Annotated in this window: 14 protein-coding genes; 8 read left to right on the top strand and 6 right to left on the bottom strand. The window is 64.6% G+C overall.

The features are described from left to right. Window positions 1–5: 5 nt before the first annotated feature. Window positions 6–758 carry an SWIM zinc finger family protein gene (locus O4220_RS26260; protein ID WP_269608489.1) on the bottom strand — a complete coding sequence of 251 codons (753 nt, stop codon included), beginning with the start codon at window positions 756–758 and terminating at the stop codon, window positions 6–8. Next, complete coding sequence (locus O4220_RS26255; RefSeq protein WP_269608522.1) at window positions 758–3,586, bottom strand: DEAD/DEAH box helicase; 2,829 nt, start codon at window positions 3,584–3,586, stop codon at window positions 758–760. The genes O4220_RS26260 and O4220_RS26255 overlap by 1 nt, the downstream gene beginning before the upstream one ends. A gap of 103 nt (window positions 3,587–3,689) precedes the next feature. Between O4220_RS26255 and O4220_RS26250 the strand changes: the two genes are divergently transcribed. The 4 genes from O4220_RS26250 to O4220_RS26235 all read left to right on the top strand — a co-directional run bounded on the left by O4220_RS26250 (window position 3,690) and on the right by O4220_RS26235 (window position 6,563). After that, on the top strand, window positions 3,690–4,610 hold the full coding sequence (locus O4220_RS26250) for an NADP-dependent oxidoreductase (RefSeq protein WP_269608487.1): 921 nt from the start codon (window positions 3,690–3,692) through the stop codon (window positions 4,608–4,610). Window positions 4,611–4,680: 70 nt separating this feature from the next. After that, window positions 4,681–4,908, top strand: a complete 228-nt coding sequence (locus O4220_RS26245) for a hypothetical protein (RefSeq protein ID WP_269608486.1) — start codon at window positions 4,681–4,683, stop codon at window positions 4,906–4,908. Window positions 4,909–5,002: 94 nt separating this feature from the next. Continuing rightward, entirely contained in the window at window positions 5,003–5,725 is a 723-nt protein-coding gene (locus tag O4220_RS26240; RefSeq protein ID WP_420030470.1) for an HNH endonuclease family protein, read from the top strand. 10 nt (window positions 5,726–5,735) lie between these two features. Then, window positions 5,736–6,563 (top strand): shikimate 5-dehydrogenase, encoded by an 828-nt coding sequence (locus O4220_RS26235; protein ID WP_269608485.1) that lies wholly within the window; start codon window positions 5,736–5,738, stop codon window positions 6,561–6,563. A gap of 1 nt (window position 6,564) precedes the next feature. Here the strand turns inward: O4220_RS26235 and nagB are convergent, their stop codons facing one another. The 3 genes from nagB to O4220_RS26220 are packed head-to-tail and all read right to left on the bottom strand — an operon-like array spanning window position 6,565 to window position 9,791. Next, window positions 6,565–7,353, bottom strand: coding sequence for a glucosamine-6-phosphate deaminase (gene nagB / locus O4220_RS26230; protein WP_269608484.1), 789 nt, complete (start codon window positions 7,351–7,353; stop codon window positions 6,565–6,567). Beyond that, window positions 7,354–8,547: an N-acetylglucosamine-6-phosphate deacetylase gene (locus O4220_RS26225; protein WP_269608482.1), complete on the bottom strand. Its 1,194-nt coding sequence runs from the start codon at window positions 8,545–8,547 to the stop codon at window positions 7,354–7,356. Further along, window positions 8,544–9,791 (bottom strand): PTS transporter subunit EIIC, encoded by a 1,248-nt coding sequence (locus tag O4220_RS26220; RefSeq protein WP_052065898.1) that lies wholly within the window; start codon window positions 9,789–9,791, stop codon window positions 8,544–8,546. The genes O4220_RS26225 and O4220_RS26220 overlap by 4 nt, the downstream gene beginning before the upstream one ends. A 179-nt stretch (window positions 9,792–9,970) precedes the next feature. Between O4220_RS26220 and O4220_RS26215 the strand changes: the two genes are divergently transcribed. Both O4220_RS26215 and O4220_RS26210 read left to right on the top strand, forming a co-directional pair. Continuing rightward, entirely contained in the window at window positions 9,971–10,201 is a 231-nt protein-coding gene (locus O4220_RS26215) for a PTS glucose/sucrose transporter subunit IIB (RefSeq protein ID WP_269608481.1), read from the top strand. After that, window positions 10,198–10,662, top strand: a complete 465-nt coding sequence (locus O4220_RS26210; RefSeq protein WP_269608480.1) for a PTS sugar transporter subunit IIA — start codon at window positions 10,198–10,200, stop codon at window positions 10,660–10,662. The genes O4220_RS26215 and O4220_RS26210 overlap by 4 nt, the downstream gene beginning before the upstream one ends. Window positions 10,663–10,664: 2 nt before the next feature. Here the strand turns inward: O4220_RS26210 and O4220_RS26205 are convergent, their stop codons facing one another. Further along, complete coding sequence (locus O4220_RS26205; RefSeq protein WP_269608520.1) at window positions 10,665–11,411, bottom strand: GntR family transcriptional regulator; 747 nt, start codon at window positions 11,409–11,411, stop codon at window positions 10,665–10,667. A gap of 179 nt (window positions 11,412–11,590) precedes the next feature. On the opposite strand from O4220_RS26205, the gene O4220_RS26200 reads away from it, so the two are divergent. Next, window positions 11,591–12,808 (top strand): benzoate/H(+) symporter BenE family transporter, encoded by a 1,218-nt coding sequence (locus O4220_RS26200; protein ID WP_269608479.1) that lies wholly within the window; start codon window positions 11,591–11,593, stop codon window positions 12,806–12,808. 10 nt (window positions 12,809–12,818) lie between these two features. After that, window positions 12,819–13,292: an acyl-CoA thioesterase gene (locus O4220_RS26195; RefSeq protein WP_269608478.1), complete on the top strand. Its 474-nt coding sequence runs from the start codon at window positions 12,819–12,821 to the stop codon at window positions 13,290–13,292.

The raw sequence follows: 13,292 nt of genomic DNA, 5'->3' as shown, positions 1-13,292 counted from the left end.
TTTCGTCACATCCGGTCGTAGAACTGCCTCAGATCGGCGCAGGTTCGGCTGACCTCCGCCTCGGTGGATCCGTCTGCGCGGAAAATTCGACGCAGGATCAGCGGGTCGAGGTCGTCCATCGCGGGCGCGAACGTCACCTTGGGTAGGTCGGGGAAAATCGCACGATCGGCGAACCAATCGTCGGCATCGAACTCGTCACCTCCGTCGCCGACGCCCTCGATCAGTTGGTCGAGGTCCACTCCGCGCAGCGTCAGGATGGTGGCCGCGGACGCGTCGATGTGTTCGGCTGCGATGTACATCAGCGCCGCCGCGTGCTTGCACGGCCACCCGTCGTCGGGGCACGTGCAATCGAAATCGAGCTGACCCTTGTCGTGCGGCAACAACATCGAGGCCAATGCCTGCGGAATGGCATTCGATGCCAATTCGGCAAGCATCCCGGGATTCGATCGCACCCGATCGACGAGCGCGGCCACCTCACCGGAGGTCAGCGGTTCGACGGTGACCGAGGCCGAGAACGGCTCGAGTTGACTACCCTGCACCTCGCCGTAGATCTGCCCGCGTTCGACACCGAGAGTGAGAACCTGACCTTGACGTGCATACGTTCTCCCCCGCGCGATACGACCCGGATCGGCCAGGTCCTCCATCGCAGCGACGAAGTGCCTACCCCACCACGTCTGCCCGAAGGCCCCGCGCTTGTTCCGGGACTCGATGCCGCCCTTGGCTTGTCGACGCTTGCCGTACTGCGAGAAGTCGACCATCACTCACCCACCGCATCCTCGCTGAGCCGGAACAACTCCTGCAGTTCCTCGGTGTCCATTTCGGTCACCCAGCTCTCCCCGGTGCCCACCGCCAGATCTGCCAGGCCCTGCTTCGAGACGAGCATCGAGTCGATTCGCTCCTCCACGGTGCCGACACACAACAGTTTTCGCACCTCGACGTTCTTACGCTGCCCGATGCGGAAGGCCCGGTCCGTCGCCTGGTTCTCGACCGCCGGGTTCCACCAACGGTCCAGGTGCACAACGTGATTGGCGGCCGTGAGATTCAGTCCGGTGCCACCCGCCTTGAGCGAGAGCATCATGATCGGTGGACCGTCGTCGCTCTGGAACTTCTCCACCATCGCATCGCGCTTGGTCTTGCTCACTCCGCCGTGCAGAAACGGCACTTCGGCTCCGAAACGATCAGCGAAATACGGTGCAACGAGCTCGCCGAACTCTCTGAACTGCGTGAACAACAACACCTTTTCGTTGTCGCCCAGAATCGAATCGAGCATGTCCTCGACCAACCCGATCTTGCCGGACCGATGCTGACTCTTCTTGAGCACCGCCGAGCCGTCGGACAGAAAATGGGCCGGGTGGTTGCACACCTGCTTGAGTCGAGTGAGTGCGGACAGCACCGCGCCCTTGCGTTTCATACCCTTCGCATCGGCGATCTGCGCCATCATCTCGTCGACGACCGCCTTGTACAGCGCAGCCTGCTCGGCGGTGAGGTTGGCGCGCACTGTCATCTCGTTCTTCTCGGGCAGATCGGAGATGACCGTCGGATCGGTCTTGACGCGTCGCAGAATGAACGGCGACGTGATGGCCCGCAGACGTGAGACGGCGTTCTCGTCGTTCTCCCGCTCGATGGGCACCGAGAACCGCTTCCGAAAATCGGACGGCCTTCCCAGCATTCCCGGATTGGCGAAATCGAGAATGGATCTGAGCTCGTCGAGACGGTTCTCCACGGGCGTGCCGGTCAGAGCCAACTTGTGTTCCGCCGGGATGGCGAGCGCCGCTTTCGCTTGAACGGTGCCGGCGTTCTTGATGTGTTGAGCCTCGTCGAGTACGACGCGCCGCCACGTCTGCTCCGAAAGTTGCGCACGGTCCTTGGCCATCAGCGCGTATGTCGTGACGATCAGATCGTGCTCGGCGATCTCCCGATCGAGCTCGTCGCCCTTCGACCGAGCCGGGCCGTGGTGCACGAGGACCCGAAGTGCGGGGGTGAACTTCGCGGCCTCACGCTGCCAGTTGCCGACCACCGACATCGGAGCCACCAGCAGCGTCGGCTTCGGATGTTGTTCGTGGGCAAGGAGCGTGAGCACCTGGAGTGTTTTGCCCAGGCCCATGTCGTCGGCAAGCACCGCACCTAGCCCGAGCCGACTCATGAACGCGAGCCAGTCGAGTCCCCGCTGCTGGTAGGGCCGGAGCACTGCGTTCACGCCGTCGGGCACGGGGATTTTCTCCGGCACCGCGCCGGGCTCGAGCAGCGTGGCCGCCCACCCGGTGGCACGGATGTCCTGGACCGGAGCCGGCGGTGGATCGGCCAGCGTCATTTCGCGCATCAGCGTGCCCAACGCGGTTCCGTCGCCGTGATGCTCTGCGACGTATTTGGCGGCCCGCGCCAGCTGACCGCCGTCGGCCAACACCCACTGACCACGAAGCCGAACGAGATCACCCTTCGAGACGGCGAGCCTGTTCATCTCCGCCTCGGTGAGCACCATGTCGCCCAGTTGGAGTTGCCAGTCGTAGGACACCAACTCGTCCATGCCGACCGCGCGATCGGCAGCAGCTTTGGTCACTGCAGGTGACTCGACGCGCAACCTCATCGATGGGTCCAGCCGGGTCCATGCACGCGGGAGCAACACCGTCGTGCCGGTGGCCTGCAACGCCGTCGCACCGTGTTCGACCAGATCGATGACGACCGAGGTGGGGAGCAGCAGATCCAGGGTGCCTTCCTGCGAGGGCAGATCACGCAGCCTCGGGTACGCGGCAACTGCATCGCCGAGTTTGCGCACGGCGATCGACAGCAACGTGGCATCGACCTTGCGGCTCATCGGCACCGGACGCGGCGCTTCGCCGTCTGCCCGCAGACACACCTGCAAGGTCCAGAACGACTCCGCCGACTCGTCGGTGCCGGCGTCGGCCTCGTCGTCATCGGGTTCGAGCAGACGCAACACCAGGGACGGTTCGTCCACGGTGAGGCTTGCCCGCCACTTCTCGAACAGGGTCGAGATCTGTTGCGTACCATCGCCGTACGGGTCGTCTCGAATCAGCGCGGACAGCAGCGGATGTTCCGAGTCGGGTCTGCCCAGAAGCGATCTGACGATCGGATCGGTGAGCTCGTCGACCATGTCGTCGAGGATCTTCCTGGGCCGCTCGTTCGCTCGCTGCACCGAGGGCATCGACACGGCGAGTTCGCTGAGCCAGGCTCGCTGACGCTCACCGCCGACCAGACGCCACCGTGGCCACCACTGCCCGTCGATCAATGTGAGCGCAGGAACGACCCGCCCGCCGCGGACCCAACGTTCGATTCCACGGGTGACGTGCGCCAGAAAACGTAGGTCTCCGGAGATCAGCGCGTGGTCGGATGGCGTTCGCAGCAGCAGGTCTGCCGCATCGTGCGGCGCGAGCGCGACGGCCGGAATCTGCACCGGGGCCCGGGCGGTCGCACCGGGTCCGGCTGGCGGAAACGACACCGCAGCGCGGTGCCGAAACGTTCTGGTGAGCACCTGCGCATGAGCCGAGGGCAGATCGGGTTCGTCGCCGGTGGTGATCTCGTCGTCCCACAGCATCAGCCCGGCACCGGGAGACCACAGACCGTGCAACATCGGTCCATCCAACCAGGACACACCGACATCACCTCGGTGAGGCAGGCCGACGAGGCTGCTCGACGCGGTGCCGATCGGTTCGAGAATAGGGCACAGTGGTCACATGATCGCGTACGGCTTCAGCGAATACGGCGGACCCGAAACCGAGTCTCTCCTCGAGTTACCCGTTGCCGAGCCCGGACCGGGCCAGATTCTCGTCGCCGTGCGCGCGGCCGGGGTGAATCCCGCAGATTGGAAAGTGCGGAAGGGCACCCGCAAAGACACGGTGCAGATCACTCTGCCGGCAGTGCTCGGGCGGGAAGCGTCGGGCACCGTTGCGGATGTCGGCACCGGTGTGACCGACTTTTCGGTGGGCGACCACGTATTCGGGGCAACCGCGTCGGGACACGGCGGCTACGCGCAGTACACAGTGTTCAACGCGTCGAGCACCGCTCACAAGCCCGAGACGGTCTCCTGGGCCGCGGCGGCCACTCTGCCGGTCGCGGCGGGCACCGCGTACGACGCGCTGCGCCAGTTGGCTACGAGTGCCGGCGATACCGTTCTCGTGCTGGGCGCGGGTGGCGGTGTGGGTTCGGCCGTACTGCAACTTGCTCGGGCGGACGGAATCGCCGTCGTCGCAGTGGCGAGCGCGGGCAAACGGGAGTGGATCGAGAGCCTCGGTGCCCGATTCGTCGAATCCGGCGGTGATATCTCCGCCGCGGCCACCCGGCCGGTGGACGCCATCGTCGATCTCGTCGGCGGAGAGACGTTGCGTGCGGCGGCGACTGCCGCCGGGTCTGGGACACCGATCGTGAGTGTTGCAGACCCGGTGCTGGCGTCCGAATGGGGTGGTTCGGGAGTCGATCGCGATCGCACGACCGCTGCGTTCGCACGGTTGGCAGACCTGACCGCGTCGGGCGTGCTGAACCCGCGTGTCGACCATGTGTTTCCGCTCGAACGCGCAGGTGAGGCTCTCGCCCTGGTCGAGAACGGGCACGTGGCCGGCAAGGTTGTCCTCGAAGTCCGCGCCGGGCCGGTCGGCTGATCCGAGAATCCACCAGGAATACGATCGACTGCGCATTCGGAAACAGGCATCTCGACGAGAGGAGCGCGCCATGAGCGATTCGGGTGGAGACGGCAGCCTGGGAACCGGCATCGGAGGATTCGACGTTCCCGACCAGCCGACCGGTGCCGAACAGAGCCACCACGTGGAACATCACAAGCAAGATTCGGATCAGAGCAACCATCTGGTCGTCGACCTGAACACAGGCGTGGCAACCTTTTCGGCAGTTCGACGCACACCCGACGAGGTGAACTCCGCCAAGGCTCACGACGGCGGGTGAGCTTCCACGACGCAACGTCCACCATCACTGTCGGTAGCGTCCGGCACACTGCTCCTCCGAGGGACGACCGCGGACGATCGATGATGGGGCACGAGTGAAAAAATTGTGGGTAGCGGCGGCGCTGGTGGTCGCCGCCACGGTGATGGCCGCGTTCGGGTCGTGCGACCGATCCGTCATCCCCGGTTTCTCCCCCGCCGCACCTGCACCTGGCAGCCCCACCCGGATTCAGATCGAGCAACTACTGGACCAGGTTCGCGTGGTCGCCGCCCGCCCCGACGCCCTGGGGTACGAGCGCGGATGCAAAAGCGGCGAAGGCTGCGTGTTCGGCCCCGCCTGGACGGACGACTACGACGGGCCGGGCGGCCACGACGGTTGCGGAACTCGCGACAACGTACTGGCGCTGTCGATGACGGAGATCGAGTTCCGCGCAGGCACCCGCGACTGCGTGGTCCTGTCGGGTTCCCTCGCAGACCCGTACTCCGGTGAACGGCTGCAGTTCACCAAATCCGATGCCGGGAAAATTCAGATCGACCACGTCTACCCTTTGTCGGCCGCCTGGGACATGGGCGCGAACATGTGGTTGCCCGACAAGCGCATTCGGTTCGCCAACGACATCGATTTCAATCTGCTGGCGGTCAACGGAGCCGACAACCAGACCAAGAGTGACAAGACACCGTCGCAGTGGATGCCGCCGAATCCGGCGTACCACTGCTTCTACGCCGGCAAGTACCTCTCGGTGGCCGCGCAGTACGAGCTACCGATCACCGAGGCCGATCGGGGCGCTCTCGTCTCGGTCGCGTCGACGTGCCAAGAGTAGTGTCGAGCCAATGTCAACGGCACCGTCGCGCAGCTTTCTCAACCGTGAGACCCAGCTCTGTATGTCTCTGTCCGGCCGACCGAGCAACTTCGGAACACGCTTCCACAACTATCTGTACGACGAGTTGGGCCTCGACTTCGTGTACAAGGCTTTCACCACCACCGACCTTGCCGCCGCCGTGGGTGGCGTTCGCGCTCTGGGTATTCGAGGCTGCGCCGTCTCCATGCCGTTCAAGGAAGACGTCATCGAGCTGGTCGACGTGATGCACGGGTCGGCGAGCGCAATCGAATCCGTCAACACCATCGTCAACGAGGGCGGCGTTCTGCACGCCTACAACACGGACTATCAGGCCGTAGCCAACCTGCTGGCGACCCATTCCGTGTCGCCCGATTTCTCGGTGGCCGTCGCCGGCAGCGGCGGTATGGCGAAGGCTGTCGTTGCAGCACTGCGGGATTCGGGTTTCACCCGCGGTACCGTCGTCGCCCGTAACGCGGGCACCGGCCCGGCCCTTGCCGAGACCTACGGCTACGAGTGGTCTGCCGAGGCAGTGGCGGCGGACCTGTTGGTGAACGTCACCCCGGTCGGGATGGCCGGGGGTCCCGATGCCGAGTCCACTCCGTTCACCGACGAACAGATCGGTGCGGCGCAGTCCGTGTTCGACGTCGTCGCCATGCCGTCCGAGACGCCGCTGATCGTGGCAGCCCGAGCGGCGAACAAGCCCGTGATCACCGGTGCCGAGGTCATCGCCCTGCAAGCGGCAGAGCAATTCGTTCTCTACACCGGGGTTCGGCCGTCGGACGAGCAGATCGCCCGCGCATCGGAGTTCGCCCGCAGCTGATTCACAAGTGTTGCCACCGGGGCTTGTTCGCGTAGGCGTAGCGGTAGTACTCCGCGAGAGCCAGCGACGACGCCGCAGCGTCGTCCAACAGCACGCTGACGTGGGGGTGCCACTGAATCACCGACGCCGGGCAGTGCGCCGACAACGGTCCCTCGACAGCCGCAGCCACCGCTTCTGCCTTCGACTCGCCCGTCGCGATCAAGACGAGGTGACGCGCTTCGTCGATGGTGCCGAGACCTTGCGTCAGTACGTGATGCGGCACAGCCTCGGGCGAGTCGAAGAATCGAGCATTGTCGGTACGGGTCTGTTCGGTCAGCGTCTTCACCCGGGTCCTGGACCGCAACGAGGACCCGGGCTCGTTGAAGCCGATGTGCCCGTCCGTCCCGATTCCCAGGATCTGAACATCGATGCCACCGGCGGCAGCGATCGCCGCGTCGTACCGCTGCGCCTCCGCCGCGATGTCGTGCGCTTCGCCGTCGGGCGAGAACACCGCGGCGTCGTCCAGATCGACGTGGTCGACGAAGTTCTCGCGAATGAACGAAAAGTACGACTGCTCCGCACTTCTCGCGAGACCGATGTACTCGTCGAGCAGAAACGCTCGACAGTGCGAGAAGGACAAGCCCTCCTCGCGATGACGTCTCGCCAATTCGCGATAGGTACCCACCGGAGTGGATCCGGTCGCCAAACCCAGAACGGGGATCGATACGTGGGTTGATCGAACTGTGCGCTCGACGATGTCGGCGGCCGTTCGATCCACCGCGTCCACCCCGTCGAGGATCACGATCTCCATCTAGCTTTCCTCCTCTGTCGCGATTCCGCCCCTGATGACCTGCACCGGCTCGAATGTCGCGTCGACCACCAACACGTCGGCTCGCATTCCCTGCTGTAGACGGCCGATATCCGAACCCAGACCGATCAACGCCGCCGGTGTCGACGACCCCGCCCGCACTGCCTCGACCAACGACACACCGGCGTCCTGCACGGCCCGGCGCACCAGGTCCAACACCGTCGCGGTGCCACCCGCGATCGGTGCTGTATCGGGATCGGTGTCACGAGACAATCGTGCGACCGAGTGATGGACAGTCACGTCCAGTGGCCCTAGTCGATAGCGGCCATCGGCCATACCGGCGGCGGCCATCGCGTCGGACACCAGCGCGATCTGCGCACCACCGACGAGATCGAACACCGCGCGCACCGTCTCGTCGGCGAGATGCACTCCGTCCCCGATCAATTCGAGCACCATGCCTCCGCGCGCAGCGGATGCCAAGCATTCGCTCACCGGCCCCGGTGCTCGGTGGTGCCAGGTCGGCATTCCGTTGAACAGGTGCGTGGCCGTGATAGGTCCGCTCCCGAGCGTGTCGATACCCCTCCGGGTGGTGAGAGCGTCGGCGTCCGTGTGCCCGATGCTCGGCACGATGCCGTTCTCTCTCAGCATCTCCGCAACGGACGCGAACCCGTCGACCTCGGGTGCGAGAGTCATCGACCGGACCGCTCCCCTGCCCGCTCCGATGATGTCCGCCAGCAGACCCGTATCACCGCGGCGGAGCGAACCCGGATCCTGCGCGCCGCAACGGGCGTACGACAGAAACGGACCCTCGACGTGTACCCCGGCGATGTCACCGGACTCGTACAGCTCGGCCAGCAGCGACGTCTGGTCGATCAGCCGTTCGGGCGGTGCCGACACCAGCGAGGCAAGCATCGTCGTGGTGCCGCGGGATCGGTGGTGACGCACCGCTGTCAGGAGATCGGCGGGTGCGGAATCGGGGAACGACGCCCCCGCGCCGCCGTGGCAGTGTACATCGACCAGACCCGGCAGGATGGTCGAATCGGATTGCGACACTGCATCTCCCGCCCAGAGCCGAGTCGGCCCGACCCACGAGATCCGATCTCCCGTCAGTGCAACCACGCCGTCCTCGATGACCTCCTCACTTGTGACGACCCGACCTCGCAGCGTCGTCTCGGTCGGATCGGTCGGATCGGTCATGCCTGGGTCGGTTCCGCAACCACATCGTCCTCACGGCCTGGGGTACGCAAGTTCCACTTCTTGATGACGAAGCTGAACAGGAAGTAGTAGATCACCGCGTACACGAGGCCGATGGGGATCAGCAGCCATGCCTTGGTAGCGATTCCGTAGTTCAGCAGATAGTCGATGCCACCGGCGGAGAAGAAGAATCCGTCGTGTATTCCGAGGGCATTGGTCAGCGCCATCGAGGTTCCGGTCAGGACTGCGTGAATGATGTAGAGCGGCCAGGCGACGAACATGAACGAGTACTCGAGCGGCTCGGTGATTCCGGTGACGAAGGCAGTCAGGCCGGTGGACAACATGATTCCACCGACGATCTTCTTCTGCGACGGCTTGGCATTGCGGTAGATCGCGAATGCCGCAGCGGGAAGTGCGAACATCATGATCGGGAAGAACCCGGTCATGAACACTCCAGCGGAGGGGTCGCCGGCGAAGAACCGGTTGAGGTCGCCGCGCACCAGCTGGCCGCTCGCATCCTGGTAGTCGCCGACGAGGAACCAGACCACGGAATTCAGAATGTGGTGCAGTCCGGTCGGAATCAGCATGCGGTTGGCGAATCCGTATATGCCGCTGCCCACCACGCTGTGGTCGGCCACGGTGTTGCCGACCCAGTTGAGCGCACTGTAGAAGAGCGGGTAGACGAACGACATGACAACGGCAACAACGAGACCGGTGATCGCTGTCAGAATCGGCACAAGCCGACGGCCGCTGAAGAACCCGAGATAATCGGGCAACTTCTGACGGTAGAACCGCTGCCAGAGGATAGCCGAGAGCAGACCGATGACGATGCCCGCGAGAACGCCGTAATCGATCACCGCCGGGTCACCGTTGGCATCGACCTTGCCGTCGAGCACCACCGGCGACATCGCCGTGAAGACACCGTTCATCACCATGTATCCCACGACCGCAGCCAACGCTGTCGAGCCGTCCGACTTCTTGGCCCAGCCGATCGCTATACCGACGGCGAAGATCAGGGGAAGCCAGGTGAACACAGCCTGACCGGCGGCCGAGATGACGGCGGCGGCGGTCTCCAGCGCGCTGAATCTGCCCAACAAGTCGTCTTGGCCGAGCCGCAGCAAGATTCCTGCAGCAGGCAGAACGGCAATGGGAAGCATGAGACTGCGACCGAACCGTTGCAGCCCGGCCAATGAACGGGAGTCCTTCTTCGGCTCGGTATCGACCGAGTCCGTGTTCTTCGGGGTCATGGCGACCTTCTCTTCGAGGCTGATCCTTCGAGGGCGGATTTCGCTGTTGTGACCGAGTGCCATCAGGGGTACTGTCCGGTCATTACCAGTTGTAGTTTGACCAGGTGGCAAGCTCGTGTCAACCCAGACTTGTGATCCAGCCGACAGGATCGCAGCCGAGAAGAGAGTAGGAACAGAACATGTCCAAGGCGGACGCGATCGTGAAGGGCCTCGGCGGTGCCGACAACATCGTCGAGATCGAAGCGTGCATCACTCGGCTTCGCACCGAAGTGAAGGACGGCTCGCTGGTGGACGAGGCTGCACTCAAAGCGGCGGGCGCCCATGGGGTGTTCCACAAGGGCACTGCCGTTCAGGTCATCGTCGGCCCCGAAGCGGATACGCTCGCAGAAGATATCGCAGACATTCTGTGAACGACGCCCAGCTGATCCTCAGCCCCGTTGCCGGCCAAGTGATCTCGCTTGGTGAGGTGCCCGATCCGGTGTTCTCCGCGCAGATGGTGGGTTCCGGTGTTGCACTGCGGCCGGCCGCGAGCGACGGTCGCGTCGAGGTTCGTTCTCCGGTCGCAGGCAAGATACTCAAGCTTCATCCGCACGCGTTCGTCGTCTTCACCGACGACAAGGCGGGCGTACTTGTACACATCGGTATCGACACCGTGAAGATGAAAGGTGAAGGCTTCGATCTCGTTGCAGCCGAGGGAGATCGAGTGCAGGCAGGCGATCTCGTCGTCACCTACGACCCTGCCGCGATCGCAGCAGCGGGTTACTCCGATGTCGTGCCGGTCGTCCTGATGGACTCGAAACCGGATTCGATCACGAGCGCGCACATCGGCACAGACGTGGCGACCGGTGATCCCCTGTTCGAGCTGCCCTGATCTCACCGACGCGGCGTGGTGCGTCGCCGCCCTTCCACCTCCATCGACAGCTGGTATCGATCGCATCGGTACCAGCTCTCCGTGTGTTCGAGCGGCTCGTCACCGCTGAAGGAGACTCGGTCGAAGTACAGCACCGGCGCACCACGCTTGGTTCCCAGCAGGGTCGCCGTATCACTGTCGGCCGCGGTCGCTTTGACGGTCTGTTCGGCCCGGTCGATGGTCAAGCCGTAGTGGGTGTGCACGGCCTCGTAGACGGATCTGCTCAGATCGTGTTCGATCAAACCGGGAAGCAGCGCCGCACGAAACCACCCGTCATCGACGCTCACCGGCTCCGCGTCGGCCAATCGTAGGCGCTTGACGTGGTAGGTCTGCTCCCCGTCGGCCAGGCCGAGGGCACGAACTGTTGCCGCCGAGGGGTTTTCGAGCCGGGCAAAGAGCACCACGGTCGTCGGTGTCAGACCCTGTGCGCGCATCTCCTCCGAGAACGAAGCCAGGTGCAGACGAGATTGCACGGTACGACTGGCCACGAACGTGCCTTTACCTCGCACGCGCACCAGGTGTCCGTCGTTGACGAGTTGACCGATCGCTTCCCTGACGGTGATGCGGCTGACTCCGTAGTCCTCCATCAGCTTCCGCTCGCTCGGCATCAGATCGCCGGGCTGAAGCTCCTTGGTGCAGCGGTGCAACAGAATTGCGCGCAACTGTTCATGTTTCGGGACCTGACTGTCCCTCAGATGTACGGGCATCACCACTGCGCCGGCCTTTCGGTCAATCGCCGAGCCAGCGGTACGGACTGGTCCGGTCCAACCGAAGACTACGCGACGGCGGCACCACCTCGACAGCATTCCGCTACCCGAGGAACCCAGCGGCCTCGGTCCACTGGGAAAAGATGCGACAGACCGCGCCCCACCGTGCATGATCGACACTCGTGACCACCGCCGATTCCGCCGAGAGGCCGACGCCACTTTCGACCCCCATCAGTGCCGGAATCGTGGCCTCGCTGGTGGGCTTCACGAGCTCCTTCGCCGTCGTGTTGACCGGCCTGCGGGCCGTGGGTGCCAGCCCGACAGAGGCGGCCTCGGGATTGTCGGCGCTGTGCGTGACGCAGGCCGTCGGCATGATGTGGCTGGCCCGCCGATACCGACAGCCCATCACCTTGGCGTGGTCGACGCCCGGCGCGGCGCTGCTGGCCGGGACCGGCGTCGTGGCGGGAGGGTGGCCCGCCGCCGTGGGTGCGTTCGTCACGGTCGGCGTTCTGATCGTCCTGACGGGCCTGTGGCCCAGACTGGGCGCGCTGGTCTCGAAAATTCCGGTACCTCTTGCCCAGGCGATGTTGGCCGGGGTTCTTCTACCCCTGTGCTCGGCACCGGTGGCTGCCTTCGCCGACTCCCCCGCACTGATAGCGCCGGTAGCGGTCGTCTGGCTCGTCGTTCTCCGTTTCAGCACCCGCTGGGCAGTACCCGCAGCGTTCGTTGCAGCGGCCGCTGTCATCGCCGCAGACTTGATCGGCAGCGGCACCTCGATCGCGACGTCGGATCTCGTTCCCGGAATCGACTGGACGGTTCCGCACTGGACCTGGCAGGCCACGATAGGGATCGCGGTGCCGCTGTACATCGTCACGATGGCGTCGCAGAACATTCCTGGCACCACGGTCATGGCGTCGTTCGGATTCCGAATCCCGTGGCGTGCGTCGATGACGGTCACCGGAACCGGGACCGTTCTGGGTGCATTCGCCGGCGGTCACACGATCAATCTCGCCGCGATCAGTGCGGCGCTGTCGGCCGATCCCGCTGCACATCCGGATCCGAAGCGGCGATGGATCGCGGCGTTCTCCGCCGGTTGCTCGTATCTGGTGCTCGCGCTGCTGGCCACGGCTCTGGCTACTCTGGTGGCCGCAGCACCTGCCGGAGTGGTGGAAACCGTTGCCGGACTTGCGCTGCTGGGGACCCTCGCGGCGTCCCTGTTCGGGGCGCTCGAACATGCGGCGGACCGCGAAGCGACCGTTCTGACGTTCCTCGTTGCCGCGTCCGGCCTGACGTTCGCAGGAATCGGATCCGCATTCTGGGCGTTGGTGGTCGGACTCGCGGTGCGGGTGATCCTGCGACGGCAGTCCCCGATCGCTACCGCGCCCGAGGAGACTGGCTAGTGTCTCGTTCATGGCGGATCAGGTGAACGAAAGCGCGGAGTTGTCTCGTGCGTCGGATTTTCCGGCATTGTGGCCGGTGCCGACGCGGTGGGACGACAACGACCATTACGGCCACGTCAACAACGTCACCTACTACGCGTACTTCGATACTGCCGTCAACGGCTGGTTGATGAAGACGACGGGTGTGGACATTCGAGAACTCTCGGCGATCGGCGTGGTGGCGGAAACGTCGTGTCGTTACCTGTCCGAGTTGAGTTTTCCGGATCGCCTTCAGGTCGGCCTGGCCGTCGAGAAGTTGGGTACACGCAGCATCGTGTACTCGCTCGCGCTGTTCCGGGAAGCCGAGGACGATGCGCTGGAACTGGCAGCCCGGGGCCGTTTCGTGCACGTCTACGTCGACGGCGTCACGCGCAGACCGGTCGCGATCCCACCCGAGATCGAAAGCGCAGCACGCACTCTGGTGATCGGAACCTCGACAGGCTGA

This window comes from Rhodococcus ruber (genome assembly GCF_027270735.1).
GTDB classification, from domain to species: Bacteria; Actinomycetota; Actinomycetes; order Mycobacteriales; family Mycobacteriaceae; genus Rhodococcoides; species Rhodococcoides rubrum_A.
The sequence above is the reverse complement of the archived record's forward strand: the minus strand, read 5'-3'. Positions and strand labels throughout refer to the sequence as shown.